The organism is Synechococcus sp. WC10meta, from assembly GCF_047461475.1.
In genome coordinates, this window is sequence record NZ_JANSHF010000007.1 from 92,168 (window position 1) to 118,546 (window position 26,379).

27 protein-coding genes are annotated in these 26,379 nt (G+C 60.1%); 13 read left to right on the forward strand and 14 right to left on the reverse strand.

Going from position 1 to position 26,379, the window contains the following annotated elements; translation table 11 throughout:
• Nucleotides 1-100 precede the first annotated feature (100 nt).
• The 9 genes from NW804_RS05325 (at nucleotide 101) to NW804_RS05365 (ending at nucleotide 10,306) form a co-directional block, all read left to right on the forward strand.
• Nucleotides 101-1,525: an IctB family putative bicarbonate transporter gene (locus tag NW804_RS05325; protein WP_414423033.1), complete on the forward strand. Its 1,425-nt coding sequence runs from the start codon at nucleotides 101-103 to the stop codon at nucleotides 1,523-1,525.
• Between the two features lie 65 nt (nucleotides 1,526-1,590).
• Nucleotides 1,591-1,929 (forward strand): P-II family nitrogen regulator, encoded by a 339-nt coding sequence (locus tag NW804_RS05330; RefSeq protein WP_414410817.1) that lies wholly within the window; start codon nucleotides 1,591-1,593, stop codon nucleotides 1,927-1,929.
• A 119-nt stretch (nucleotides 1,930-2,048) separates the two neighbouring features.
• A complete protein-coding gene (locus tag NW804_RS05335) occupies nucleotides 2,049-3,455 on the forward strand; it encodes an ammonium transporter (protein WP_414410818.1) in 1,407 nt (468 codons plus the stop codon).
• 97 nt (nucleotides 3,456-3,552) lie between these two features.
• Nucleotides 3,553-4,260 (forward strand): 2-C-methyl-D-erythritol 4-phosphate cytidylyltransferase, encoded by a 708-nt coding sequence (ispD, locus tag NW804_RS05340; protein ID WP_414423034.1) that lies wholly within the window; start codon nucleotides 3,553-3,555, stop codon nucleotides 4,258-4,260.
• Between the two features lie 46 nt (nucleotides 4,261-4,306).
• Entirely contained in the window at nucleotides 4,307-5,101 is a 795-nt protein-coding gene (gene cobM / locus NW804_RS05345; RefSeq protein ID WP_414395520.1) for a precorrin-4 C(11)-methyltransferase, read from the forward strand.
• Between the two features lie 79 nt (nucleotides 5,102-5,180).
• Nucleotides 5,181-6,908, forward strand: coding sequence for an ABC transporter permease (locus NW804_RS05350; protein ID WP_414423035.1), 1,728 nt, complete (start codon nucleotides 5,181-5,183; stop codon nucleotides 6,906-6,908).
• A gap of 49 nt (nucleotides 6,909-6,957) precedes the next feature.
• Nucleotides 6,958-8,262 carry a nitrate/sulfonate/bicarbonate ABC transporter ATP-binding protein gene (locus tag NW804_RS05355; protein ID WP_414423036.1) on the forward strand — a complete coding sequence of 435 codons (1,305 nt, stop codon included), beginning with the start codon at nucleotides 6,958-6,960 and terminating at the stop codon, nucleotides 8,260-8,262.
• Nucleotides 8,263-8,422: 160 nt separating this feature from the next.
• Entirely contained in the window at nucleotides 8,423-9,790 is a 1,368-nt protein-coding gene (gene thiC / locus NW804_RS05360) for a phosphomethylpyrimidine synthase (protein ID WP_414395526.1), read from the forward strand.
• A 123-nt stretch (nucleotides 9,791-9,913) separates the two neighbouring features.
• Nucleotides 9,914-10,306 carry a VOC family protein gene (locus NW804_RS05365; protein WP_414423037.1) on the forward strand — a complete coding sequence of 131 codons (393 nt, stop codon included), beginning with the start codon at nucleotides 9,914-9,916 and terminating at the stop codon, nucleotides 10,304-10,306.
• 64 nt (nucleotides 10,307-10,370) lie between these two features.
• On the opposite strand, the gene NW804_RS05370 is transcribed toward NW804_RS05365, so the two are convergent.
• The 8 genes from NW804_RS05370 to trpB form a co-directional block, all read right to left on the reverse strand.
• The gene (locus NW804_RS05370) at nucleotides 10,371-11,783 is read right to left on the reverse strand and encodes a phosphoglucomutase/phosphomannomutase family protein (RefSeq protein WP_414423038.1); all 1,413 of its coding nucleotides are present in this window, start codon (nucleotides 11,781-11,783) and stop codon (nucleotides 10,371-10,373) included.
• Nucleotides 11,784-11,854: 71 nt separating this feature from the next.
• A complete protein-coding gene (gene fabD / locus NW804_RS05375; protein WP_414406145.1) occupies nucleotides 11,855-12,736 on the reverse strand; it encodes an ACP S-malonyltransferase in 882 nt (293 codons plus the stop codon).
• 17 nt (nucleotides 12,737-12,753) lie between these two features.
• Complete coding sequence (locus tag NW804_RS05380; RefSeq protein WP_414420857.1) at nucleotides 12,754-13,761, reverse strand: beta-ketoacyl-ACP synthase III; 1,008 nt, start codon at nucleotides 13,759-13,761, stop codon at nucleotides 12,754-12,756.
• A gap of 5 nt (nucleotides 13,762-13,766) precedes the next feature.
• A complete protein-coding gene (gene plsX, locus NW804_RS05385; RefSeq protein WP_414420856.1) occupies nucleotides 13,767-14,837 on the reverse strand; it encodes a phosphate acyltransferase PlsX in 1,071 nt (356 codons plus the stop codon).
• A 374-nt stretch (nucleotides 14,838-15,211) separates the two neighbouring features.
• Entirely contained in the window at nucleotides 15,212-16,648 is a 1,437-nt protein-coding gene (gene radA, locus NW804_RS05390; protein ID WP_414423039.1) for a DNA repair protein RadA, read from the reverse strand.
• 12 nt (nucleotides 16,649-16,660) lie between these two features.
• A complete protein-coding gene (gene aroC, locus NW804_RS05395; protein ID WP_414423040.1) occupies nucleotides 16,661-17,797 on the reverse strand; it encodes a chorismate synthase in 1,137 nt (378 codons plus the stop codon).
• Nucleotides 17,798-17,832: 35 nt separating this feature from the next.
• The gene (locus NW804_RS05400) at nucleotides 17,833-18,573 is read right to left on the reverse strand and encodes a pantothenate kinase (protein ID WP_414423041.1); all 741 of its coding nucleotides are present in this window, start codon (nucleotides 18,571-18,573) and stop codon (nucleotides 17,833-17,835) included.
• Nucleotides 18,574-18,647: 74 nt separating this feature from the next.
• On the reverse strand, nucleotides 18,648-19,910 hold the full coding sequence (gene trpB, locus NW804_RS05405) for a tryptophan synthase subunit beta (protein WP_414423042.1): 1,263 nt from the start codon (nucleotides 19,908-19,910) through the stop codon (nucleotides 18,648-18,650).
• Nucleotides 19,911-20,328: 418 nt separating this feature from the next.
• Here trpB and NW804_RS05410 point away from each other — a divergent pair, with 418 nt between their 5' ends.
• Genes NW804_RS05410 through NW804_RS05420 form a run of 3 tightly spaced genes read left to right on the forward strand, consistent with a single transcriptional unit; the run spans nucleotide 20,329 to nucleotide 22,791 of the window.
• A complete protein-coding gene (locus NW804_RS05410) occupies nucleotides 20,329-20,613 on the forward strand; it encodes a hypothetical protein (protein WP_414423043.1) in 285 nt (94 codons plus the stop codon).
• Between the two features lie 49 nt (nucleotides 20,614-20,662).
• Nucleotides 20,663-21,226 (forward strand): helix-turn-helix domain-containing protein, encoded by a 564-nt coding sequence (locus NW804_RS05415; protein WP_414423044.1) that lies wholly within the window; start codon nucleotides 20,663-20,665, stop codon nucleotides 21,224-21,226.
• A complete protein-coding gene (locus NW804_RS05420; protein WP_414423045.1) occupies nucleotides 21,226-22,791 on the forward strand; it encodes an Hsp70 family protein in 1,566 nt (521 codons plus the stop codon). Before NW804_RS05415 ends, NW804_RS05420 begins: the two co-directional genes overlap by 1 nt.
• 274 nt (nucleotides 22,792-23,065) lie before the next feature.
• On the opposite strand, the gene NW804_RS05425 is transcribed toward NW804_RS05420, so the two are convergent.
• From NW804_RS05425 to psbE, 6 genes are all read right to left on the reverse strand, one after another.
• Nucleotides 23,066-23,179 (reverse strand): photosystem I reaction center subunit VIII, encoded by a 114-nt coding sequence (locus NW804_RS05425; protein WP_414395550.1) that lies wholly within the window; start codon nucleotides 23,177-23,179, stop codon nucleotides 23,066-23,068.
• Between the two features lie 38 nt (nucleotides 23,180-23,217).
• Nucleotides 23,218-23,688, reverse strand: a complete 471-nt coding sequence (locus NW804_RS05430; RefSeq protein ID WP_414395552.1) for a photosystem I reaction center protein subunit XI — start codon at nucleotides 23,686-23,688, stop codon at nucleotides 23,218-23,220.
• Between the two features lie 493 nt (nucleotides 23,689-24,181).
• Nucleotides 24,182-24,301 carry a photosystem II reaction center protein J gene (locus NW804_RS05435; protein ID WP_414410832.1) on the reverse strand — a complete coding sequence of 40 codons (120 nt, stop codon included), beginning with the start codon at nucleotides 24,299-24,301 and terminating at the stop codon, nucleotides 24,182-24,184.
• A 118-nt stretch (nucleotides 24,302-24,419) separates the two neighbouring features.
• Nucleotides 24,420-24,545 carry a photosystem II reaction center protein L gene (locus tag NW804_RS05440; protein WP_414395556.1) on the reverse strand — a complete coding sequence of 42 codons (126 nt, stop codon included), beginning with the start codon at nucleotides 24,543-24,545 and terminating at the stop codon, nucleotides 24,420-24,422.
• Between the two features lie 6 nt (nucleotides 24,546-24,551).
• A complete protein-coding gene (psbF, locus tag NW804_RS05445; protein ID WP_414406122.1) occupies nucleotides 24,552-24,701 on the reverse strand; it encodes a cytochrome b559 subunit beta in 150 nt (49 codons plus the stop codon).
• 62 nt (nucleotides 24,702-24,763) lie between these two features.
• Nucleotides 24,764-25,009, reverse strand: a complete 246-nt coding sequence (psbE, locus tag NW804_RS05450) for a cytochrome b559 subunit alpha (RefSeq protein WP_414360519.1) — start codon at nucleotides 25,007-25,009, stop codon at nucleotides 24,764-24,766.
• A 167-nt stretch (nucleotides 25,010-25,176) separates the two neighbouring features.
• Between psbE and aroB the strand changes: the two genes are divergently transcribed.
• Nucleotides 25,177-26,301, forward strand: a complete 1,125-nt coding sequence (aroB, locus tag NW804_RS05455) for a 3-dehydroquinate synthase (protein WP_414395577.1) — start codon at nucleotides 25,177-25,179, stop codon at nucleotides 26,299-26,301.
• The last annotated feature ends 78 nt before the right edge of the window (nucleotides 26,302-26,379 follow it).

Genomic DNA, 26,379 nt, shown 5'->3' on the forward strand with positions numbered 1-26,379 from the left:
ACAAGAAGCTAGCCTTTGGCCTTTGGTTTCCTGCCCCTGGCCGTTGGGGATATAGACTTTGGAAAAGAAGAGGAGGTGCCTAGCGGGCAGGAGAGGCGCTGTGGAACAAGCAAGGCAACTGTGGCAAGCTCTGCTGCTGCGGGATTTTCCCATCGAGTCCTGGTGGCAGGGCAGCTTTCTGGGCGGCCTGTTGGGATCCTTAAGAAACTGGGGCCAAGGTAGCTTACTTGTCCAAGCTGGCGACTGGCTTGGCTTGGGGCTGGTGTTGCTCTACTGGGTCTTTTCTGCGCAGAGCTCCACTGGCATCCTGGGGCTAATTTTGCTGGCCATGGCCGCTCTGGTGGGCCTGGGCGCTTTGGTGGAAATGCCGATGGGTCTGCCGCTGCACCTGCCCCTGGGCCTTTTCTGGGGAATTGCCACCTTGGCAACCATTCTCTCCCCGGTTTCCTACGCAGCACTGAAGGGCTGGCTGAAACTGACACTTTACCTAGCCGGCTATTTGTTGTTGCATCGTCTGCTGCGCAAGCCCCAGTTCCGGGATTGGATTGTCGGATCCCTGCTTTTGGTCAGCTTGGCGATGGGGGTCTATGGCCTGCGGCAGTACTTTTACGGGGCAGCAGAACTGGCCACCTGGGTAGATCCGGAGTCAGGCTTGGCGGGCCTGACGCGGGTGTACAGCTATCTGCGCAACCCCAATCTGTATGGGGGCTACCTGGTTCCGCTTGTTCCTCTAGGTCTGGCCGCAGTTTTCCTCTGGCCAGGCTGGGGAGTAAAGCTCCTAGTTGGTTTTACAACAGCCGTCAACCTCCTCTGCTTGGTCCTGACCTACAGTCGCGGCGCCTGGATTGGCGGCCTAGCAGCGCTGGGAATGATGGCGGTGCTGCTGGCGCAATGGCACACCCCCCGCCTGCCGGCCCGCTGGCGACGATGGACAGTGCCGACCTTGTTGGGAGGGGGCGCAGCTGCGCTGCTGCTTGCGATCTTGACGGTACGCCCCCTGCGGCTAAGGGTTCGGAGTCTCTTTTGGGGAAGGCTGGATACCAGCAACAATTTTCGTCTCAACGTCTGGGCGGCAGTGTTGGACATGATCCGCGACTTTCCCATCTTGGGGATCGGCCCGGGCAATGTTGCCTTTAGCCGCGTCTATCCCCTTTACCAGCGGGGCAACTTCAGCGCCCTCGGGGCCTATTCCGTGCCGCTGCAACTTACCGTGGAGACCGGCTTTCTTGGATCCCTGGCTTTTGCCTGGTTTTTGCTGGTGCTCTGGGATCACGGCTGGAGATGCTGGAACAGGTTGCTTAGCTCCCGGGATCCCGAGGGCCTGTGGGTGGCCGCAGGCTTAGCGGCTTGCACTGGCATGATGGCCCACGGGCTGGTGGACACCATCTGGTACCGCCCTCAGGTGCAGATGCTGTGGTGGCTGGCGGTGGCTCTCGTTACAGCCAAGCTGGCTGCCTCCAGGACTCAGCCTTCGTCTAATAGTCCCAGAGGGAAGCTCCTCTCGCCGTCCCAAGACTGTATCTGAAGTTACAACTTGCGGGGGATAGCGATGCTAGAAGTGAGCCGAGCTATCTGGGGCAGAGAAAGCAAATGAAGAAGATTGAAGCTATCATTCGGCCCTTCAAGCTTGATGAGGTGAAGATAGCCCTGGTTAATGCCGGAATTGTCGGCATGACCGTAACCGAGGTGCGGGGGTTTGGTCGGCAGAAAGGACAGACTGAGCGCTATCGGGGATCCGAGTACACCGTCGAGTTCCTGCAGAAGCTAAAGGTGGAGATCGTGGTCGATGATGACCTGGTGGATACGGTGGTGGAGAAGCTAATTGCAGCAGCTCGCACGGGCGAAATTGGGGACGGCAAGATTTTCATCAGCCCCGTCGAGAAAACCATCCGCATCCGCACCGGTGAAATGAACCAAGACGCCCTGTGAAGGAGCTGTTTTTGCAGTCTCTCACCTCAGCCTCATCTTGGCTTGGGAGGTGGCAGGGCGTATCTTTTTGTTGTAATGGCGTTGCCAAAAGTACCGTCTTGCTAGGTGAGTCGAAAAACATGTCTACAATGATGATCCAAAGGCTCAAAGGCCAAGTAGTGCAGCGGCTCTGGCGACCAGCCCAGTGGGGCTTAGCTGCTGCGCTGACGATTTCCCTGGTTTTTCTACTTGGTCAGGAGAGCGCCTTCGCTCAGGATGCCGAAGCTGTCCAGAAAAACGCCAACACCATCTGGACACTGGTGGGGGCAGCCTTAGTGTTCTTCATGCAAGCTGGCTTTGCCATGGTGGAGACGGGCTTTACCCGCTCCAAAAATGCTGCCAACATCATGATGAAAAACCTAATGGACTTCTGCATGGGCTGCTGCGCCTTCTGGTTCATTGGGTTTGGCCTGATGTTTGGCCAGAGTGGCGGCTTCTTCGGCAGGAGCTGGTTTGCTTTTAGCTGGCAGCAAGCCCACGAAGCAGGGGACTGGCCTTTTACGTTCTTCGTCTTTCAGATGGTCTTTGCCGCCACCTCTGCCACCATCGTTTCCGGGGCCATGGCGGAGCGCACCAAGTTCGTGGCCTACCTCATCTACTCTGTCGTCATCTCTGGGCTGATCTACCCCATCTCGGGGAGCTGGGCCTGGAATGGCCTGTTCGGCGACTACAACGGCGGCACCAAGGGCTGGTTGGAAAACCTGGGCTTTATCGACTTTGCCGGGTCAGGGGTGGTGCACCTGGTGGGAGGCGCTGCCGCATTGGCCGGGGCAATGGTGGTTGGCCCTCGCATTGGCAAGTATGGCCCTGACGGGGAGCCGCGGGCAATTCCTGGGCACAACCTGCCCCTGGGGATGCTGGGGGTGTTCATCCTCACCTTGGGTTGGATTGGATTCAACGCTGGCTCGACCACCGCTGCCAGCCCTGATGTTGGCTGGATTGCTATGAACACGCTGCTGGCAGCTTCGGCAGGAGCCATTGGCGCGATGATCACCTGCTGGGTGCATTTTGGCAAGCCAGACATGACCTTTGCCGCTAACGGCGTGCTGGCTGGCTTGGTAGGGATCACCGCTCCTTGCAACACCGTCCACCCGCTGGGAGCTTTGATCATTGGGTCGGTTGCCGGGATTCTGGTGGTGATCTCGGTGGTGATCTTGGATACGGTGCTGAAAGTTGACGACCCGGTGGGCGCCATTTCAGTACACGCTACCTGTGGCCTCTGGGGGCTGTTGGCGGCAGGGATCCCTTGGTTTGCCCATGCCGAGTCAGGAGTGACCTGGGAGCAATTTGGGGTGCAGGTCGTGGGGGCTCTAGCCTATTTCTTCTGGCCCTTTATCACCTGCTTGATCCTGTTTTTGATCCTCAAGGCAACCGTTGGCCTGCGCACCAGTGCCGAAGAGGAGCTGGCCGGCTTGGATGTGGGCGAGCACGGTAACGTGGCCTACCCGGATTTTGTAAGCGCTGCAGCCAATTTGGAGCAGCCTTGAGGCGGGGCCGAGGGTTGCTGTGCCGGCAATCCTGAAGGGGGCCAAGCGGGCCCCCCTTGCTTTAAACTGGAAGGCGGCTCGATGTTCTTGCAACTTCATGCACCTCTTGATCCCGGCGGCCGGCAGTGGCAAGCGGATGGGGGCGGCGGTCAACAAGCTGCTGTTGCCGCTTTTGGGGCGGCCAATTTTGGCTTGGACGCTGGAAGCTGCAGCTCGGGCCTGCTCCATTGAGTGGATTGGCATTCTCTGCCAGCCCCACGACTGGCCAGCCATCGAGGCCATCGTAGCGGCAGTTGCTCCGGCCAAGCCAGTACAGCTTCTGGTGGGAGGGGCCACGCGGCAGGAGTCGGTTTACAGGGGAGTTGAGTATCTCTATAGCCTGGGAACGGTAGAACGGCTGCTGATCCACGATGGAGCCCGCTGCCTGGCTACGCCGGCGCTCTTTGATCGCTGCAGCGCTGCCCTACAGCAGGTGGATGGCTTGGTTGCGGCGATCCCTGTCAAAGACACGATTAAAGTGACCGAGAGCGGCCCCAAGGGGATCCAAATCCAAGCGACGCCAGAGCGCAGCCGACTGTGGGCAGCGCAAACGCCCCAGGGCTTTCGCCTGCCGTTGCTGTGGCAAGCCCATCGGGAGGCCCTGGCCCAAGGTTGGCAGGTAACTGATGATGCGGCTCTATTCGAGAAGCTGGGTTGGCCGGTTTACATCGTGGAAGGGGAGGAGTCCAATCTCAAGCTGACCACTCCCTTGGATATGCTGCTGGCAGCCCAAATCCTCCAGCAGCGTCTCGTCCCAGCCCCCTAGCTCCTACTGTTAGGAGGCACGCTGCGAGAGTAAAGAAAGAGAGTCAATGCCCAAGTCACCTTCGCCCTACTGGCCTGTTTACATTGTTGGCGCTGGCCCCGGGGATCCAGAGCTCATAACCCTGCGCGGCCAGAGAGTCCTCTCGCAAGCGGATGTAGTCTTCTACGCCGGATCTTTGGTGCCAGAGGGAATGCTAGCCCACTGTCGCCCTGGGGTTGAGGCCATCGACACGCGCTCCCTTACCCTAGAGACGTTGCTGCCGCAAATTGTGGAACGGGTCAAGGCAGGGCTGCGGGTGGTGCGGCTGCAGGATGGGGATCCCTGTCTTTACGGCGCTCTACACGAGCTGCTGGTTCGGTTGGCTGAGGCAGGGATCCCCTTTGAGATCGTGCCGGGGGTGAGCGCCTTTCAGCTAGCAGCGGCTCGTTTAGGGGTAGAGCTGACGGTGCCGGAAGTGGTGCAGACCATCATCCTCACCCGTGCCAGCGGTCGAACGCGCGTGCCGGAAGCAGAAGCTTTAGCCAGTCTAGCGGCTCACCGCGCCTCTTTGTGTCTGTACCTGAGCGCCCGCCACGTGGAACAGGCCCAGGCGGATCTCCTAGCCCACTATCCCGCCGATACCCCCGTTGCCATTTGCTACCGTTTGGGGTGGCCGGACGAGCAGATCTGGCTGGGATCCCTGGCGGAGATGGCTGCCCTTAGCCGGCAAGCTGGCCTAGAGCGCACGGTGCTCTATCTCATCAGCCCAGTGCTGCGGGGTCTGGCAGGAGGTGGCTTGGCTCGCTCGCGGCTCTACAGCCCTGACCACGCCCACCTCTTCCGCCCCAAGCTTCGCCACTAGACTCCCAGTCAGGTAGCTTCCCGCTCTGGCTAGGCGGGAAGGTGTACACTGGGTGCGGGCGTAGGCTGCCTCGAGGGAGATGCGGACTTTTCCTTCGCCGGAGGTGCTTCGACGGCTGCCAGCAGGGGCTGCCGATGGAGCCATCATTCTCGGCACGTTGGTTCTCCTGGCGGTAGTGGCCCAGGTGGGGGCAGGGGCTTTTGAGCAGTTTCAGCCGCCAGCTGTGGTGCCCCGAATCGACTTGGATCCGCGCAAGCTGCCCTACTATGCCGCCCGCTCCACCTTGCGCATGTTCATTGCCCTCGCCTTCTCCACTCTTTTCACCCTGATCTACGGGTACGTAGCTGCGAAAAGTCGCTGGGCAGAGCGAATTTTGATCCCCTTGCTAGACATCCTGCAATCAGTGCCGGTGTTGGGGTTCCTCTCCATTACTGTCACTGGCTTCATTGCCCTTTTTCCTGGCAGCTTGCTGGGACTGGAGGCGGCTTCTATCTTTGCCATCTTCACCAGCCAGGTCTGGAACATGACCTTTTCCTTCTACCAGTCCCTGCGCACTTTGCCGCAAGAGCTCGTGGAAGCTGCTACCCTGTATCGCCTCTCAGGCTGGCAGCGCTTTACCCAGTTGGAGCTGCCGGCGGCAATGGTCGGTCTCATCTGGAACGCCATGATGAGCTTTGGCGGGGGGTGGTTCTTTGTGGCCGCCAGCGAGGCCATCAGCGTGCTCAACCAGGAGTATACGCTGCCGGGCCTGGGATCCTACGTGGAAGCCGCCATTCAAGCCGAGGACTTGCCCAAGCTGGGGTGGGCGATCCTAACCATGGCAGTGGTGATCCTGCTGGTGGATCAGCTCTTCTGGCGGCCTCTGGTTGCTTGGTCAGACAAGTTTCGCCTGGAACAGAGCGCCGGGGCGGCTGTGCCGGAGTCCTGGCTGTATGATCTGCTCACCACCGCCCGGATCCCGCGGCTAATTGGCAGGGGGTTTTCCCCTTTGGCAGAGGGGGTGGATCGGCTGTTGGCCTACCTGACCCGCCCCCGCTGGGGAGATCCCCTCAGCCCCGAGGCTGAGCGGCGCCGTGAGCGGCTATTGACCCGGCTCTCCTGGTTGGCTATTGGCGGCCTTGGGGTTTGGATTGTCTATTTCGTATCCACCACCGTCGGCTTTGGGGAGGTGATGCTAGTCTTTGGCCTGGGGATCCTCACGCTGCTGCGGGTTAGCGTGCTCTTGGCTTTAGCCACTGTGGTCTGGACGCCAATTGGGGTGGCCATTGGCTTTAATCCACGCCTAGCGAAGCTGCTGCAGCCAGTGGTGCAGTTTCTAGCAGCTTTTCCGGCCAATTTTCTTTTTCCCTTTGTCACATTGCTTTTCATCCGCGCCCAGATCAGCATTGAGTGGGGCAGCATTTTGCTGATGTCTCTGGGAGCGCAGTGGTACATTCTCTTTAACTCCATTGCCGGCGCCCAGAGCATCCCCACCGATTTGCGAGAAATGGCTATGAATTTGGGTCTGCAGGGATGGAAGCTCTGGCAAAAGCTGATCATCCCAGGGATCTTCTCCGCCTGGGTCACTGGAGGAATAACAGCTAGCGGCGGTGCTTGGAATGCCAGCATTGTCTCCGAGATTGTAACCTGGGGAGCGACAACTCTAAAAGCTACGGGCCTAGGCACCTACATTGCCGAAGCAACCGCAGGGGGAGATTGGCCCCGCATTACCTTGGGCATTGGCATGATGAGTCTGTTTGTGGTAGGCATCAATCGCCTCTTCTGGCGGCGGTTGTATCAATTGGCAGAGGAAAAATATCACCTTTAGTCTTTATCAATCTCTTTATCAATCTATGAGCTCGGCAACTTCCCCTGTTTTGATTAAGGTTGAGAACGTCTACAAGCGCTTTCCTTTGCCCGAGGGCAAGGGAGAGTTTACAGTCTTAAGCCAGATTGATTTGGAGGTGCGGGCAGGGGAAGTCTTGGCTCTGCTGGGCCGCAGCGGCAGCGGCAAGAGTACCCTGCTGCGCATCATGGCAGGCTTGATCCCCCCTAGCCAAGGGCAGGTGTGGAGCAATGGCCGACCCCTGCGCGGCCCCAACCCCGACGTGGCCATGGTGTTTCAAAGCTTTGCCCTTCTGCCGTGGCTGACAGTACAAGAAAATGTGGAGCTGGGGCTAAAAGCGCAAGGGATCCCACGCGAGATCCGGCGGCAAAAGGCTCTCAAGGCCATCGACCTGGTGGGGCTGGATGGATTTGAGAATGCCTACCCCAAGGAACTCTCGGGGGGCATGAAGCAGCGAGTGGGCTTTGCCCGCGCCTTTGTCTTGGAGCCGAAGGTGCTTTTCATGGACGAGCCCTTCAGCGCCCTGGACGTGCTGACAGCGGAGAACCTGCGGGGGGAGATCGACGAGCTGTGGAACACCCACGCCTTCCCTTCCCAGAGCATTCTCATCGTGACCCACAACATCGAAGAGGCGGTGTTTTTGGCGGATCGGGTAGTGATCCTGGGCTCCAAACCAGGGCGGATCCGGGGAGAGGTGAAAATCGACCTGCCGCGACCCCATGAACGTACGGATCCCCGATTTAAGTCCCTGGTGGACTACATCTACGAGATCATGACCAATCCGGAGATCCCGGTAACCAGTGAGGTGGCTGTCCCCAGGGCCCCCTCCCCCTACGCCTTGCCTCTACCCCACGCGCGGGTGGGCGGCATCAGCGGTCTGCTGGAGCTCATTGTGGAATGGCCGCAGGCAAGAGTGGAAATTGCCGAGCTGGCTGAACGGCTGCAACTGGCAGTAGACGACCTGCTGCCGATTCTGGATGCAGCAGTGCTGTTGGGCTTTGCCGAGGTAACCGGCAGGGTGGTCCAACTCACCGAGATTGGCCAAGACTTTGCCAACACCACCATCCTGCGCAGCAAGGATCTCTTCCGGCAACAGCTACTGGCACGGGTGCCCGTGTTCCGCAGCATCCTGCAGACTCTGGAAGAAAAAAACAGCCGCTCCATGCGGGCGGACTTCTTCTTGGATCTCTGGGACGAGCATTTCCCGCATGAGGAGGCCGAGCGGCAGTTTGCCACTGCCATTGACTGGGGCCGCTATGCAGAGCTCTTTGAATACGATGCCTCAGAAGACCGACTCTACCTGCCGGAGCCAAGCGAGAGTTCCTCTGCGCAATAGCCCGTTGGCCTCAACGTTCCCTCTGAGCCCTTGTTAGATTTCGGAAAGTCCCAAAATTCGGTGATAGGATCACAGCACGCTAGAGGTATCTGGGGGCTCCCCTCCTCAGAACCTGATCTGATTCGTACCAGCGTAGGCAAGCAAGCACCGGAGTTAGGCCATGCGCAGCGAATGGGTGGCCCGCCGTCGTGGGCAAGCAAACGTTACTCAGATGCACTATGCCCGCCAGGGCATCATTACCGAAGAGATGGAGTATGTGGCTCGCCGGGAGCAGCTGCCCCCGGAACTCATCCGCTCGGAAGTAGCTCGGGGTCGCATGATCATCCCCGCCAACATCAACCACACCAACCTCGAGCCGATGTGCATTGGGATTGCTTCCCGCTGCAAAGTCAACGTCAACATCGGCGCTTCCCCCACCTCTTCCAGCTTGGCTGAGGAACTGGAAAAGCTAAAGTTGGCCATCAAATACGGCGCCGACACGGTTATGGATCTGTCTACCGGCGGCGGCAATTTGGATGAAATTCGCACGGCCATTATCCAAGCCTCGCCGATTCCTGTCGGCACGGTACCCATCTACCAAGCTCTAGAAAGCGTCCATGGCAATGTCGAAAAGCTTTCAGAAGAGGATATTTTGCACATTATCGAAAAGCAGGCTCAGCAAGGGGTGGACTACATGACCATCCATGCTGGGATCCTCATTCAACATTTGCCGCTGGTGCGCAACCGGCTAACGGGCATTGTTTCTCGCGGCGGCGGGATCCTAGCCCGTTGGATGTTGGTCCACCACAAGCAAAATCCGCTTTATACCCGCTTCCGCGACATCATCGAGATCTTCAAGAAATACGACGTTTCCTTTAGCCTGGGCGATGCCTTGCGACCAGGATGCTTGCACGATGCCTCTGACGAGGCCCAGATGGCCGAGCTAAAAACCCTGGGCCAGTTGACCCGCATGGCCTGGGAGCACGATGTGCAGGTGATGGTGGAAGGGCCAGGGCACGTGCCGATGGATCAAATTGAGTTTAACGTGCGCAAGCAAATGGAGGAATGCGACGAGGCTCCCTTCTACGTCTTGGGACCTTTGGTTACTGATATTGCTGCCGGCTACGACCACATCAGCTCTGCTATTGGGGCGGCCTTGGCCGGTTGGTATGGGGCGGCAATGCTTTGCTACGTCACCCCCAAAGAACACTTGGGTTTACCCAATGCAGAGGACGTGCGCAATGGCCTCATTGCCTACAAGATTGCCGCCCACGCTGCGGATATTGCCCGCCATCGGCCTGGGGCCAGGGATCGCGACGATGAGATGGCTAGAGCCCGCTATAACTTTGATTGGAATCGACAATTTGAGTTGTCCCTAGATCCAGAGCGAGCTCGCGAATACCACGACGAGACCTTGCCGGCAGATATCTACAAAACGGCAGAGTTTTGCTCGATGTGCGGGCCTAAGTTCTGCCCCATGCAAACCAAAATGGATGCAGAGGCCTTAGACGAACTAGAGCGCTTCTTGGCCAAGCAGCCAATGGGATAAGCGCCGGTTATCTGCATAGGAGCAAGGTTAGCTCTGTATCAAACAGAGTTCCCCGTTCCTGGGGAGAAGGGGATCCCCTGCGCAGGCTATGCTGGGCTATAGGGATTGAGCAGGGAGGAGGATATGGCACTTAGGCAACTGGGACATGTTGCCATCCGTGTCGGAGACGTCTCCAAAGCGGTAGAGTTCTACGAAAAGTTGGGGATGGTCAATGTCTGGAAGGATCCCGACTGGGCCTACATGAAAGCTGGGGACGACGGGCTGGCGCTGTTGGGTCCAGGCTACCGGGCGGCAGGGCCCCACTTTGGCTTTGTCTTCAGCACTAGGGAAGAGCTGGAGGAGCACCATCGGCGCCTGCAATCCCAGGGGATCCCGGTGGGCGAGATCCACACCCACCGAGATGGCACCGCCTCCTTCTATGGCAAGGATCCCGATGGCAACCTGTTTGAATTTGTCTACGAGCCGCCAGGCACTTTTGACCGAGCCAAAGCCAAGACAACAGAAGCAACTTCTTAAATTCTTAAAACAGTGGCGCGAACTCTGAGCCACTATTGCGCAGAAGTAGAGATGGTGGGAGGCCTCAGTTTTCTCCCACCTTTTTGCTGAGCAGCCCAGCCGCCCAATCCAAAAGATGGTTCACTGCTTCTGCAGTTCTGGCTTCCGCATACAGCCGCAGCAGAGGCTCAGTGCCGCTGCCGCGGATCATCACCCAACTGCCGTCGACAAGCGTAAACTTGTGGCCGTCTTTGTCGAAATGCTTGATCACCTTCTGTCCCAAAATCTCAGAGGGGGGATCCCTCTGCAGCCGTTGGAATAGCTGGGTTTGTTGACTTTGATCCCCTAGGGGCAGGTCGCGGCGCTGGTAAACCGAGCTAAACCCCTCTCGTTCCTGCAAAGCTCTGTAGAGGGCGCTCAGGTCTTGCCCGGTTTCGGTAACGGCTTCGATCAAGTACAGCGCCGAAAGCAGGGCATCCCGCTCGGGGATGTGGCCCAGGTAGCCAATGCCACCCGATTCCTCTCCCCCCAGCAACACCTGGGTGCTCAGCATGCGCTCGGCAATGTACTTGAAGCCCACGGGTGTTTCCGTAACCGGCAGGCCATAGCGCCCGGCCACCTTGACAAACAGCTCCGAGCCACTGAGGGTTTTGACGACTTCCCCCCGCAGCCCGCGCCGCCCCGCCAAGTGGTCGATGAGGATGGGGATGAGTACCTGGGGGCTGAGAAAATGGCCTTGTCCGTCGAGGGCAGCAATGCGGTCGGCGTCGCCATCGAAGACCAAGCCGATTTTCAAGGGGGCAGGATCGGCGGCAATGAGCTGGGCAGAAGCCTGCAGGTTTTGCGGCAGCGGCTCCGGTGAGACTCCGCCAAACAAGGGATCCCGCCGCGCCTGCAATTCAATCACCTTCTCCCCCAACAGCCGCTTGAGGCCACCGGCGCCGGAACCAAACATGACATCCACCCAGATCTTGGCTGGGGAGCTTCTAAGCTTTTCTAGATCCACAAAGCGACTAAGCTGAGCCAGGTAGCCGGGCCAGGGATCCCAGGTGTGAATAGGGGCGCGGGTGGATCCCAGGGGCTGCAGGCTACTCAGCTCCCGCTCAATGGCAGCGGTGACCTCCGGGGGCACAGAGCCGCCAAAGCCACCTTTGACCTTAAGGCCGGAATAGTGGGGCGGGTTGTGGCTGGCGGTAATTACCAGGGCGCCATGGCAGCCCTGCTCTTTGGCTCCCCAACTAAAGGCCGGCGTTGGGGCCGCACAGGCGGAGAGGTAGACGGGGATCCCCAGTCGAGCCACCACCTCAGCTGCGTGGGCCGCAAAGCGTTCAGAGAGAAAACGGTTGTCGTAGCCAATGAGGATCCCTTCCCCAGGATAGGTGCGGGCCAACACCTGGGCGCTGGCTTGGGCGGCAAGGGCCAAGTTCTGAAACGTAAAGCCCTCGGCAATGACTGCTCGCCAGCCGTCGGTGCCAAAGCGAATGGAGTTGCCTGCCATGGTTGCCCCTAACGTCCCCCTCGACTACACATAGCACAGAAGTAGCCGCCTCTATCCCAACGCTTTGGGCTCTAGCTGCCCGCTGGGTAGTCGCTGAGGCTGCTGATGTTGCGCCGTCGCAAGCTGGGCGCTGTCCGCCTCACCAAGCCCGTCAGCACGTTGCCAGGGCCAATTTCCCACACCTCTTGAACGCCGTCGGCAGCCATCTGCAGCACCGTTTCTCGCCACCGCACAGGGGCTGTCATCTGGGCCAGCAGCGCCTGTTTGAGGGCTTGGGGATCGCGGCTGGCCGTGGCGGTGCAATTGCTATAGACCGGCACCCGGGGTGTCTGAAACTCAACTTCCCGCAACCGGTGGGCAAACTCTTCTGCTGCTGCCTGCATAAAAGGGGAGTGGAAGGCGCCGCTGACTTTGAGGGGAACGGTGCGCTTGGCCTGCAACTGCTCACAGACAGCCTGCACCCCCTCCACCGAGCCGCTGATTACCACCTGCTCTGGGCTGTTGTCGTTGGCAATGGTAACGTTGGGGGTCATCTGGCAGAGGTGCTCCAGCTTGGTGCGATCAAACCCAATCACCGCTGCCATGCTGCCAGGGGGATCCCCTGCCCGCTCCATCAGTTGGCCTCGTAGGCTCACCAGCCGCAGGCCGGTTTCAAAATCAAACACTCCAGCGGCATAGAGGGCACTGTACTCCCCCAGGCTGTGGCCAGCAGTGCAGCCAGGCGTCTGGCCCTGGGCATAGAGGTAGTCACTCAAGAGGGCCGACACGGTAAACAAGGCCGGCTGCGTATAGCGGGTCTGGTGGATCTGCTCTTCGGAAAGGGCCAAGGGATCCCACCCCAGCACCTCCCGCGCCAAAGCCAACTTCTGGGCAGCTCCTGGCCAGTCTTGGAGATCCCTTCCCATGCCCACCACTTGGGATCCCTGACCAGGATAGATCCAGGCAATGGTCATCACCACCCCTCCCGAGCTCATCGGCCCCAGCGAAAGACAATGGCTCCCCAGGTGAGGCCGGCGCCAAAGCCCGCCATCACCCCCAGATCTCCATGGCCAAACCGCCCTTGACCAATCCATTCGGCTAGAGCAATGGGGATCGAGGCGCCTGAGGTGTTGCCGTAGCGCTCCAGGACGCTGGCCACCTGCTGGGTCTGCAGCTGCAAGCGCTTGGCCACGGCATCGAGGATGCGCTGGTTGGCCTGGTGGATGAAGTAGCCCTGGACTGCCTCGGCTGGAATCCCAGCCTGAAGGAGGGCTTTCTCGATAATCTCCGGCACCGCCTGGACGGCAAACTTATAGACCTCGCGGCCGTTCATGACGATGGGGCAACAGCGGTACTGCCCCACCCGCAGGGATCCCACCAGGGGCTTAGCTTCAGTGGCCATGGCCAAGCTAAGTAGCTCGCTGCCCTTGCCATCGCTGCGCAGCTCAATGCTGAGGATCCCATCGGCTCCCACCTCTCCCGCTTCCAGCACCACTGCCCCTGCTCCATCCCCAAACAAAACGCAGGTGGCGCGGTCTGTCCAGTCGACGGCGCGAGAGAGCACATCGGCTGCCACCACCAGCGCCCGCCGGTACAGCCCAGTTTGCAGAAACTGGGCCGCCGTGGCCACCGCAAACACAAACCCCGTACAAGCTGCCGTTAGGTCAAAGGCCACTGCCCGACTTGCCCCCAGGGCTGCCTGCACCCGCGGGGCCGAGCCAAAGCGATCGACAGCGGTGGAAGTGGCTAGCAGAAGTAAGTCGAGCTCCTGCGGCAGGATCCCAGCTTGATCCAGAGCAGCTCTTGCCGCCTGGGCCGCCAGATCCACTACACTCAGCTCCGGGGGCAGAATGCGCCGCTGGCGAATGCCGGTGCGAGGCCAAATCCACTCATCAGAAGTGGCAACAATCTGGCTCAGGTCATCGTTGCTCAGGCAGGGATCCGGAAGAGCAGCCCCTACCCCCACTAGGCGTACGCTGGGGAGGCGGTTGTTGGGCATGGGCACTACCCTTCCCCTCGCTCTAGGGATCCCAACGGCAAGGGACCGGAGGTGTTCCCAGGGCGCTGCTCGGTGCTGGCTTCAGGTTCGCGAGGGTCAACCATTTCCGCCTGCAGTCGCTGCAAGACTTTCTGCTCTGCCGCCTCTTTGGCTAGACGAATGGCGTGGTACACCATTGGCGCCTTGGAGCTGCCGTGGGTAATGACGCAGATGCCGTTAACCCCCAGGAGCAAGGCGCCCCCATACTCCACGTAGTCCATGCGCCGCTTTACCTGCTGGAGGTTAGGCTGGAGCAGCCAGCAACCCAGCTTGCCGCGCCAGCCCCGGGGCAGCTCTTCCCGCAGCACCTGAGTGATCACCTGGCCGACGCTTTCAGCAAACTTGAGCAGGGCGTTGCCGACAAAGCCGTCGCAGACCACCACGTCAAAGTCCCCGGTCAACACGTCTCGCCCCTCCGCATTGCCGGCAAAGTGGATCCCTGGCAACTGGGCCAGGCGCTGGTGGGTGGCTAGGGCTAGATCGTTGCCCTTGTTGGGTTCCTCGCCGATGTTGAGCAGGCCGACCCGCGGCTTCTCAATCCCCAGGACGCACTGGCAGTAGAGGGATCCCATGCGGGCAAACTGTTCCAAAAAGCGTGGCCGGCAATCCACGTTGGCACCCACATCCAGCAACAGCACCGGCTTTCCCTTGAGGGTAGGCAAAAGGGCGGCGATGGCTGGGCGGTCAATCCCTGCCAAGCGACCCAAGTGGAGATAAGCGGCCGCCATTGCCGCACCCGTGTTGCCGGCAGCCACCACTGCATCCGCCTGCCCAGCGCGCACCTGCTGCATGCAAATGTTGATGGAGGCTTTCGGCTTTCTGCGCACCGCCAGAGGCTCTTCGGCCATGCCCACCTCTTCCTCAGCAGGCACGAGGGCAACTTTAGGCGGCAGGGGCCGGGGTAAAAAAGGCTCGAGGGCCTCTAGCCGACCTACCAGTGCAATCTCCACTTGCAGCTGCTGTTGGGCCAGTAGGGCGCCCTTGACAATCTCCGCGGGAGCGTAGTCGCCCCCCATGGCATCAACCGCAATTCGCACGAGTTGACCTCACCCTGCAACCCTTTTAGTCAGCCGACCTTGCGGATCGCCGCTCTCTAGATCCCGTCAGCCGCAAGGGGCTACCGAATTCTACCAAAAAACTGGATCCAAAGCCCTGCCCCCTGGCCACCTGCCCCAGGGCGGCTTTGCCCCCTACAGCGATAGGGCAGTCACCTACAGGCTGCTAACTCGGAGCCTCTTGGTCAGATTTCCTAGGAAGAGCAGCTATCGCTCTGCCTAGGCGTTCACGCTGGAGACGATGAGGTACACCACGAAGAGAAACAGGGCTACCAGCGCTATAGCTCGATCCCTCGCCAACGCTAATCGTGTGCCCACCTGCCCAGGGATCTGGTTGCCGTTCGTAAACCTCCATTCTAGGACGTTCTCCCATAGCTGGCTTCAGCAACAAGGCAAGGTGGGGCTTCGGACTCGGAGCTAGGCAGAGCCACCAGCAGAGCCTCCAGCAGCCGCTGCACTCGGCTCAGGCGCAGGCCCGCATCGGCCAAGACGGGGCTGTTGGGGATGATGGCGTGGCGGAAGCCCAGCTTGCTCGCTTCCTTGAGGCGCTGCTCCACCTGGGCCACCGGGCGCACCTGTCCTCCCAGGCCCACTTCGCCAATCACGACGGTGAAGGGATCCACCTGGCGATCCCGGAAGCTAGCGGCCACCGCCACGGCCACCCCCAAGTCGGCAGCGGGCTCGGCCACCTGGATGCCCCCGGCGGAGGCGACGTAGGCATCGTACTTGGAAAGCGGGATCCCTACCCGTTTTTCTAGCACTGCCAAGATCTGTAGGAAGCGGTTGAGCTCGATGCCCGTAGCAGTGCGGCGGGGGGAGCTGTAGCTGGTGGGGCTGACTAGGGCTTGCACCTCTACCACCAAGGGGCGAGTGCCCTCCCAGGCGACGATAGTAGCTGTTCCCGGCGTAACCTGATCCCGACTGCTTAAAAAAAGCTGCGAGGGATTGTCCACCTCCACCAAGCCAGAGGCAGTCATCTCGAAAACGCCAATTTCCTGGGCTGCCCCAAAGCGATTTTTGACGGCGCGCAACAGGCGGTGGCTCTGGAAGCGATCCCCCTCAAAGTACAAAACTGTATCCACCAGGTGCTCCAACACCTTGGGCCCGGCCAGGGATCCATCCTTGGTTACATGGCCAACGATGAGCAGGGCCACCCCCAGCTTCTTGGCCACTCGCATCAACAGGCCGGCGCATTCCCGCACCTGGGAAACGGATCCCGGTGCTGAGCTGAGCTGCCCCCAGAAGATGGCCTGAATGCTGTCGATGATCGCCACCTGCGGCTGTAGGGCCTGGATCTCGGCCACAATGGCCTCCAGCTCGGTCTCGGCCAAGAGGTAGAGCTGCTCGCTTTCTACCCCCAGCCGCTCGGCGCGCAGCTTAATCTGCTGGGCTGACTCCTCCCCCGACACATACAGGGTGGGCTTGTGCTTGGCTAGATGCGCGGCAGTCTGCAGCAGGAGGGTGCTCTTGCCAATGCCTGGCTCCCCGCCGATGAGCACCAGGGATCCCGGCACAATGCCGCCCCCCAGCACCCGATCAAATTCGCCAAAGCCGGAGGAAAGGCGAGGGTGGCGATCCGAGCACACCTGGGTGATGGGGAGAGCTAACTGGGGGATCCCGTTGGTGCGGCTAGGCGGGGGAACAAGACGCTGCAGGGGCCTAGACTTGGGGGAGGGGGTGACGACTACCTCCGTCAGCGTGTTCCAGGCGCCACAGTTGTCGCAGCGGCCAAAAAACCTAGGATAGCGCTCGCCGCACTGGCTGCACTCCCAGACGGTTTTGGTCTTGGCCATGGCTGGCAACTCCTAGCCTTGGGAAGCGGCGGTGACAGGAAGGGGCACCTCCGGCAAGACCAGGGATCCACACTGGGCGTGGTGGCGCAGCAGATGGTCGCAGAGAACTATGGCTACCATCGCCTCCACCATCGGCACTGCCCGCGGCAAGACACAGGGATCGTGGCGTCCCCGCGCCGCCAAGACAGTCTCCCGGCCGTCGAGGGTAACGGTGTTTTGGGGCTGGCGAATGGTGGCAGTGGGCTTGAAGGCCACCCGCAGGACGATGTCTTCGCCATTGCTGATGCCCCCTTGGATGCCGCCGGAGCGGTTGCTGCGGGTGCGCCAGCCGCTGGGAGTCATGTAAAACTCGTCGTTGTGCTGCTTGCCGGTCAGGTAGGTGCCGGCAAATCCCGACCCAATCTCAAACCCCTTGCTGGCGGGCAGGGACATCACCGCCTTGGCCAGGTCGGCTTCCAATTTGTCAAACACCGGGCAGCCCAGGCCGCGGGGCACATGGCGGGCCACGCACTCCACCACTCCCCCCAGGGAATCCCCTTCCCGTGCTGCTGCTTCAATTTTCTGGATCATGGCCGCCGCTGCTTCTGGGTCGGGGCAGCGGACAATGTTGGCTTCCACCTGCTCGGCTGTTACTGAGCTGGGATCCACCTGGGCCTCCACGTCTTTGACCCGTTGCACGTAGGCCAGGATCTCCACCCCTGCCGCCAGGCGCAGGATCTTCTTGGCAATGGCTCCGGCAGCCACCCGGCCAATGGTCTCCCGCGCTGAGGCCCGTCCTCCCCCCTGCCAGTTGCGGATGCCGTACTTGGCCTGGTAGGTGGCATCGGCATGGGAAGGGCGAAAGGTGGTGGCCATTTCGCTGTAGTCCTGGGGGCGGGCGTCCTGGTTGCGCACCAGGATGTGGATGGGCGTGCCCAGGGTAAAGCCCTGAAAAACGCCAGAGAGGATCTCGCAGCGATCGGCTTCCTGGCGGGGAGTTGTGATGTGGCTCTGGCCGGGACGGCGCCGATCCAGCTCTGCCTGAATGTCGGCCTCGCTCAGGGGCAGCCGCGGTGGGCAGCCGTCCACCACCACCCCCACCGCCCCACCGTGGGACTCCCCGTAGGTGGTGACAGAAAACAGGACGCCGAAGGTGTTGCCGTTGGCCATGGGATCCCGTTGAAAATCCCCCTGTGCTGATAGCTTTATTCTGCCCTAGGCAACTGCTGGGCGGCGCGGTGCAACTGACGGCAGCTGGCAATTCCCCACAACACCAGGTGAGGATCCCAGCGCAGCTCTGGGTCGAGGGGGCGCAGGTGGGGATAGAGCAGCTTGCCATCGCCGCCAGTTAGCAGCAGCGGGCCTTGGGGAAAGCGGCGGCGCCAGTCGGCAAGGAACTCCCGCAATCCCGCTAGCAGCGTATGAAGGATGCCGCTGTGGATGGCGGCCACGGTGTCCCTGGCCCAGCGGGGGGGCAAGGGATCTGCCGGATCCCACTGCACTTTGGGCAGTCGGGCGGTGTGGTCGGCTAGGGCTTGCGCCTGCAGCCCTAGGCCAGGCAGGATTGCCCCTCCCACCAGGGATCCCTCAGGGTCAGCTCCCGTCAGGGTTAAAGCAGTGCCGGCGTCGATGACCAAACAGGGCCAGCCGTAGCGGATCCCAGCGGCCCACAGAGCTAGTGCCCGATCCAGCCCCAGGCTTGGGTAGGGATCCCGCAGCGGCACCTGCGACAACTCCAGGCAATGCACCCAGGGAGATCTCGGCGGCAAAGGGGCAGAGCCGACAGCAGCTAGCCACAGCTCCGTCTCTTCTGGCCAGGCCAAGGGCTGGTGGGTGGGAAACTGCTCTACCTTGATTAGGTTCTCTCCGGCAAACCAGCCCCAGCGCACATGGGTGTTGCCCAGCACGGCGGCTAGCCACAAGTCTGCTTGGGCCTTAGAACTCATGCAACGGCTCTGCTTCCATTTGCCCGGCAAGCTGCCATTTTCGGTAGGCGCCTTGAGTCCCTCTAGGCGAGACCCTAGGCTAGGCTGCGCCCCCGCTGCTGCAAGTACTTGAAAACGGTGTTCAAATCTTTGTCGCCCCGCCCAGAGCAATTGACCACTACCCGCTGCTGGGGGCCAAGTTGAGGGGCTAGGGTCTTCAGGTAGGCCAGGGCGTGGGCCGTCTCTAAGGCGGGGATGATTCCCTCCAGGCGCGACAGCAATAGCAGCGCCTCCACCGCCTCGTCGTCGGTAACTGCGTAGTACTCAGCCCGCCCAATCTCCTTTAAGTAGCTGTGCTCCGGCCCCACACCGGGGTAATCCAAGCCAGCGCTGATGGAATGGGCCTCCTGCACCTGGCCCTCTTCATCTTGCAGCAGGTAGCTCATGGCCCCGTGCAAGACCCCAATGCGACCGCGGCTGAGGGTCGCGGCATGGCGGGAGGTGTGCAAGCCCTCCCCGGCAGCCTCGATGCCGATAAGCCGCACCTGGGGATCCTGAACAAACTCGTTGAACAACCCCAGGGCGTTGGAGCCGCCGCCTACACAGGCCAGCAGCACGTCCGGCAGGCCTCCCCATTTCTCTTGACACTGCTGTCGCGTCTCCTGGCCGATGACATCGTGAAAGGTCCGCACCAGCTTCGGGTAGGGGTGGGGTCCGGCCACCGTGCCGATGACGTAGTGGGTGGTCTCCACGTTGGTTACCCAGTCGCGGATGGCCTCGGAGAGGGCGTCTTTGAGGGTGGCTGTGCCTGATTCGACCCCCCTTACCTCAGCGCCCAGCAGGCGCATCCGCTGCACATTGGGGGCCTGCCGCTCCATGTCCACTGCCCCCATGTAGATGACGCATTCCAACCCAAAACGAGCACACACCGTTGCCGTGGCCACCCCATGCTGGCCAGCGCCAGTCTCGGCAATGATCCTTCGCTTGCCCATGCGCACCGCCAGCAGCACTTGGCCAAGGGCGTTGTTGATCTTGTGGGCGCCGGTGTGGTTGAGATCCTCCCGCTTCAGGTAGATCTGGGGGCCGCCGTAGTGCTCGGTAAGCCGCTGGGCAAAGTAAAGGGGACTGGGCCGCCCGACAAAGTCCCGCAGTAGGCTGTGAAACTCGGCGCGAAAGTCGGGATCCCGCCAATGCCGCTCAAAGGCTTCCTCCAGCTCTGTGAGGGCACTCATCAGGGTTTCCGGCACAAACCGGCCCCCAAACGGCCCAAACCGGCCCTGCGGATCCGGACGCACCCTCGGGTCAAGGGGATCCAAAGCAGCAGGATGGGCAGCAGTAGCTGGGGAAGTCGGGGTCATGGCAGAGGGTTAGCAGGAGTTTGGCAGCCGGCAATAGGAGATAAACTTCCCCAATTCTACAGAACTCTCAGGAAGGAGATGGGCCGACCTCTTTGTAGGGAAAAGATTTCCGGAGTCCTCGGATTTTGGTTTTGGGCGCAGCCTTCTCCAAGAGCAGCCTACACTTAGGGGTATGGAGAGGGCTACCGATCGCGTTAGCGGGACGGAGTCCTTGTTAAGAAGATCTGCCGCGTGCCTAGCCTGTCTGCTTGCCGGGCTCAGCTTGGTGAGGGAATCTCAGCCCAGTTAGGTTTTCAACCCTACATCAATGCCCGCTTTGGCTACCGCATCGACTACCCGGCAGACTTTATCCCCCAAGGGGAAGCTGACAACAGCGACGGCCAGGTATTTATCGGGAATCGGGAGCTGAGCTGCGCGCTTGGGGCGGCTACAACGTCTTTCAAGCAACGCCTGCCAGCGCCTTGCAAGAAGAGCTGCGCCGCAGCCGATCATCCGACGCCAGGTTACCTACCAAGTTGCCGGTCGGGATTTCTTTGTGATCTCTGGCTACGAACCAGACGGTCAGCGGATTTTTTACCTCAAAAAGCTTGTCCGACCTTCCCTGCAAGCCGGCTTTGAATTCGTGTACCCGGCCAACCGGCGCGAGCGCTACGACCGGGATGTGGAAGCTATAAGCCGTTCCCCGAGCCTTGTGGATCCCTGAGCCCAAACCCAAGTTGCGGCATGATCGTAGGGATCCCTGGCAAAATTCAATGGCCGAGAGACCGCTGGACAATTGGCTGCAGGAACGCATGCGGGCCGTTGGCCTCTTCTCATGGCGGGCCTTGCAAGCACGGGCAGGGATCAGCCGCCGTGCCCTCGATCAAGTGCGCCAGGGGAAGTGGGGATCCCTGCGTCTGGAGCAACTACAAAAGCTGGCTGCCGCCCTGCAGTGGGATTTGGGATCCCTGCTGCGCCTCAGCGAAAATGACAAAATGGGATCTACCGATTCCCCAGAAGTCCTCTTCTCCCTGCTGCAGCCGCTGCTTACTAGCTACCCCACCGTTCGCGAAATCGCCCGCCGCAAGCCCGATTGGCCGGCCCAAAACGTAACGGCTCTCTTTCGCTCCTTGGATGCCCTGCTGCAGCACTGGGGGTATGAGCCCATCGGCAGCCCTCTTGAATCTGTCCCCTTCGACCCGCAACTGCACCAGCCAGATCAGCCGGATATTCGGCCAGGGGATCCCGTCTACATCCGCTTTGTTGGCTATCGCCGGGGAGACTATATCCTCTGCCCTGCCAAAGTCAGCCGCTCTCTGCCCGGAGGATTGAGCTGATGGCACCTGTCTCCAAAGCGACGCTAGCCATTGACTTTGGGACCAGCAATACGGTGGTGGCAGTTTGGGATCCCGTCCAAGCAGCGCCCCGCCTGCTCAGCTTTCCCGGTCTTTCCCGGCAGGAGCAAGCCCACTCGGCCATTCCCAGCTTGGTCTATGTGAAGGGCAAAAACCAGCTCCTCGTAGGGGAAACTGTGCGCGCCGGTCGTTGGGGAGCGGTGGATCCGCAGCGGCTGTTTCAGGGCTTCAAGCGGGAGTTGGTGGCAGAGTTTGTGCCTCCGCCGCGAGTTCTGGATGGGGAGCGCTACGACGCTGAGAGGGTAGCCCAGGCTTTTTTGCAGGCGGTGATGGAAGCTGTCCAGAAGGAGGGCCTGCAGCCGCAACAGGTGGTGTTTACAGCCCCTGTTGGCTCCTTTGAGCGCTACTTGAACTGGCTGCGGAGGGTGGCCGGCGCCTGTGGCTGGGATCCCATTCAAATCGTGGACGAGGCCACTGCCGCTGCCCTGGGCTATGCGGTCGGCCAGCCGGGATCCGTGGTGCTAGTGGTGGATTTCGGCGGCGGCACCTTGGATCTCAGCCTAGTGCGCACCCTGGCCCCCCAGGCAGGTAACTCCGTTCTCAAGGCGGAGGTGATTGCCAAAGCCGATGCCTACGTAGGCGGGGTGGACATCGACATCTGGATTGCCGAATACCTGCTGGGGCAACTGGGGTTGAGCCGACAGCAGCTTGGGGCCCTGAGCTGGATTACGCTTTTGGAGCAGGCAGAGCAGCTCAAGATTGCCCTTTCCACTCAGCCCGAGGCCGTGAGCAGTTGGTTTGACGACGAGGCCCTGACCGCCTATGAGCTGCGCTTGGATCGGCAGGCGCTGGAGGAGATTTTAGAAGCCCACCAGCTCTTGGATCAAATCCGCCAGTCCCTAGACGATGTCCTCCTCACCGCCCAGGCAAGGGGGTTGGCCAAAAGCCAAATTGAGCAAGTGCTTCTGGTGGGAGGGAGCTCCCAACTGCCGGCAGTCCAAGAGCTGCTCCGCTCCTACTTCGGCAAAAAGAAAGTCCGCTGCGAACGCCCCTTCGATGCCGTGGCCCTGGGCGCCCTGCAGGTGGGCTGCCAGGTGAAGCTGGAGGATCGCCTCCACCACAGCTACGCCATCCGTCTCTGGGATCCCTTGCAAAAAAGCTATATCTACTACCCTTTGTTCGAGCGGGGCAGCCCCTACCCCTGCCGGCGCTCCGAGCCCTTGATCTTGCAGGTGGCCAACGACGGCCAGACCGAAATTCGCCTCGATGTGGGGGAAGTGGCCCAAGTGGCCCAAGCCGAGGTGGTTTACGACGAGCTGGGGCGCATGAGCAGCCGCCAACTTACCCGGCAAACCGATTTCCGATCCCTGACCCTTGGTACTGAGCCAGCTTGCCTGGCCCGCCTGCAGCCCCCTGGGCGAGTCGGGGAAGACCGCCTGCGGGTAGAATTTGCCATCGACGCCTCGCGACGCCTGCTAGCCACCATTATCGACTTGCAGACTCAGCAGCTTTTGGTAGAAGCTCAGCCCGTAGCCACCTTGAGTTAGAGAATTCTACCCGGCCCGGACTTGCCTGGGTTTCCTGGTGAGCCAGCGGTGGGAACGCCAGCGCCGCCAAGGCCGCCCAGAAAACGGGTATTGTAACCTTGCTTTTTGGCTTGGTTAGGACGATGGTGTTGAGAACCCAGTTTTAGCTTTTGGCCTTCTACCAGCAGCAACTTTTCCATGGTGAAACAGCCGTTTTGCCAAAGTCCACCCTCCTGCCAAAAAGGGAGGGATCCCTAGCTAGGGATCCCTCTTCCAAGACCCACCGAGACTAGAGTTAGTCGCGCTCAACGTACAAAAAGAGCACAGCCATGGCTACTGCCGGCAGCAGCCAACCAACAATGGGGATGAAAATCCAAGGAAGGTAAGCGGCAGCGTAAGAACCGGTCATAGTCTTGCTCCCCTCCAGTGCCTTGACAAGCTTGACAACTAATTCACCAGTCCTCGGAAGATGGCATCGATCCCGGCAAAGTTCTCCAAAAGGAAGTAGGCAGCAAAGGCACCACCCATACCTCCCAGGAAGAACCCCGCTGTTAGATCCCCCCAGCCGCGGGCTGTGGACAAAGGATTAGCTCCTGGCGTTTCTGGCTTGTTTCCAAAGGTAACGCTGCCATAGGCCGACATACAGGCGGTTCCCAACAGCACAATGGCCATTGCCGTAACCAGTCCGCCCAAATTGGCTGCCCCAGGATAATCGCGAAGCGGGCCTAGAAGAATCTCCGGCCCCACCAGGAAGTAGCCGTGGGCCAAGCCAATCTCCAGCCCCCGCAGCAGAGGAGAGAGGCCGCGGCGGTTAATGGCAAGATTGTTGATAAACAGACGGGTGACAGGAGAATCGCTAATGGGCGTTGAAAGATGCCCCTCGCAGGGATCGTCATTGAAGGTGCGAACGTAATCCATGTCCGAAGATCCTGCCTGGAATTTTGGGATTCATTCTACGGGGCCTCAGCTCTCCTCCTAGCAGCCGCCGTCCGGATCGTTAAAAAAGTTCATGCTCGCTTAACAGAGATATAGACCCTCATCAAGGGATCCGTTTTTGCCTGCGCCTCCCCAGTCCTTGACTTTTTCCTAGGCAAATAGCTTTTCCCAGCACCACTGCTGCCCAGGTGTTTCTAGGATCCTGTAAAAAAACCTAGCTGAAGTGCAGCTAGGTCAAAAGAATACGGCTCCTACCGCGAGATCCTCCCCTCCATAAATCAAGCCAAGGGGCACTCCAAAATAAAGGTACGCAAAGGTTGACCTTTGCGCTCTGGTCTAACGACGCCGTGCCACCCCACTGGATAAGACAGGACGGCGAGCTGCGCCGCACGGCCACTCTTCCCCTTCACGCGAGGTAGAAGGAGACAGAGCGAGGCTTACTGCTCCTCGCCCTTCCCTATTTCTCTAATCTAAACTACACCGACGATCCAAGACCGGTATAGGAGCCGTAGAAGAAGAGTCCAACCACCGTAATCACCCCCAGCCCAACAACCACAGCCACTATCCACAGGGGGATCCTTGCTTGACTGGTCATAGCAACTGGCCTCCAAAAGAACCGAAAGGAGATTACACTCCTAGCTTCCAGCAAAAACGGGTTTGCACTGATCCCTGCAGTCCTTCCTCAACTGTTAGAAGTAGGGATGACCCTCGCTTCAGTTGAGAAAGTAGCTAGAAAACAACAGGCCAAGCACAAACACCAACAACAAGCCCAGGTATAGGGAGGTGCGGTTTAGCTCTACCGGCTGGGTATTAGGGTTCTTTTCAGGTTGATCAGCCATAGGGGTTCACCGTTGAATAAACTGCATTGCCGCAATGGCTCCCAGAAAGAAAACAGTTGGGATGGCCAAAGTATGCACTGCCAGCCAGCGGACAGTAAAAACAGGGTAAAAAACAGGCTCGTCAGCATTGGGTTGAGTAACTGGTTTAGTTGCCATCGCTCAGACCTTGCCTCTTTTACAAACTGTAACAGTTGCGAAGTTGCTGCCCTCACCCCGTTCTAGCGCGTCAACCTCTCCAGCTGCTCAAGAGCGTTGAAGCGGTCGCTTACAATGGGCAACTCCTGACGCTCTGCAGTGAAATACTCATTGGGGCGCGGCGTGCCAAAAATATCATAGGCTAGGCCCGTGCTCACAAAAAGCCAGCCTGCCAAAAACAAGGCGGGAATGGTCAGGGCGTGAATGACCCAGTAGCGGACACTGGTAATAATGTCAACAAAAGGTCGTTCTCCGGTGTTGCCAGCCATGAAACTCCTCCCTGCGGTAGGGGCAAAAGCGCTTTTTGAACTTTTTGAGGCTATACCTCAATCATAAGGACTTCGAGGCACAACTACAAGTTAAAGCCGGATCCCGTCCTAACCTGCAGGTGGGAGAAGGTGAAGTAACAGAGCGTGCCACCCTGGATTCCCCGCCCATGGATCCCTGTCTGATTCCTGTCAAGCTTCCCCACGGCTCCTACGACATCGTCATCCAATCTCCAGAAGGCCCTAGGGGCCACAACCTCATCCACTTGGGATCGCAGATGCGAGCCAGAGGACTTGCCGGCAAGGCGCTGGTGGTGAGCCATCCGGGCATTGCCAAGCACTTTGCCGAAAAGTTGATGCAGGGCCTGCAACAAGCAGGATTTGCTGCCCATCTTTTTCTTTTGCCTGCTGGCGAGCGCTACAAAACCCTGCGCTCGGTGGCCAGGATCTACGACGCCGCCTTGAGCTTTGGCCTGGAGCGCTCTTCCACTCTCATTGCCCTGGGAGGCGGGGTCATCGGGGATATGGTTGGGTTTGCCGCCGCCACTTGGCTGCGCGGGATCCCTTGGGTGCAGGTGCCCACTTCGCTTTTGGCCATGGTGGATGCGGCCATTGGCGGCAAGACCGGCGTCAACCATCCTGGTGGGAAAAATCTCATTGGGGCCTTCTACCAGCCGCGCCTGGTGTGGATGGATCCAACGGTGTTGCAGACCCTGCCCCGGCGGGAGTTTACCTCTGCCCTGGCCGAAGTGATCAAGTACGGTGTCATCCAGGCCGCTGACCTGTTTGAGTTTTTGGAAGAGCAGCCCAGGCTAGGCCGCTACACCGATTTTGCCCCCTCAGACTTGCACTACCTGCTGCGCCGCTGTGCCGAGTGCAAAGCCTGGGTGGTGCAGCAGGACGAACGCGAAGGGGGCTTGCGGGCCATTCTCAACTACGGCCACACCCTTGGCCATGCCCTAGAAACCGTTACCGGCTACCGCCGCTACCTACACGGGGAGGCTGTCGCCATCGGCATGGTAGCTGCCGGGGAGATTGCCCGTCGCTTAGGCTGGTGGAGTGCCACCGAAGCCGAACGGCAGCGGCACCTGATCGAGAGGGCAGGGCTGCCCAGCCACTGGCCTGCCGGGATCCCTTGGGAGGCTGTCTTGCAGGTCATGCAGGCCGACAAAAAAGTTAAACAAGGACGGATCCGCTTTGTCTTGCCGCGCCGGATTGGCCAAGCGGAGCTGACCGATCAAGTTGAGCTAGCCGATGTGCAGGCTGCTCTGGCTTCGATGACGGAAACCTCTTGAACCGCTCTGAAAGACTTATACAACGCTGGACAAAAGCGGACTTTTGCTCCAAGTTGACGCTTTCTTCCTGCTTCCACG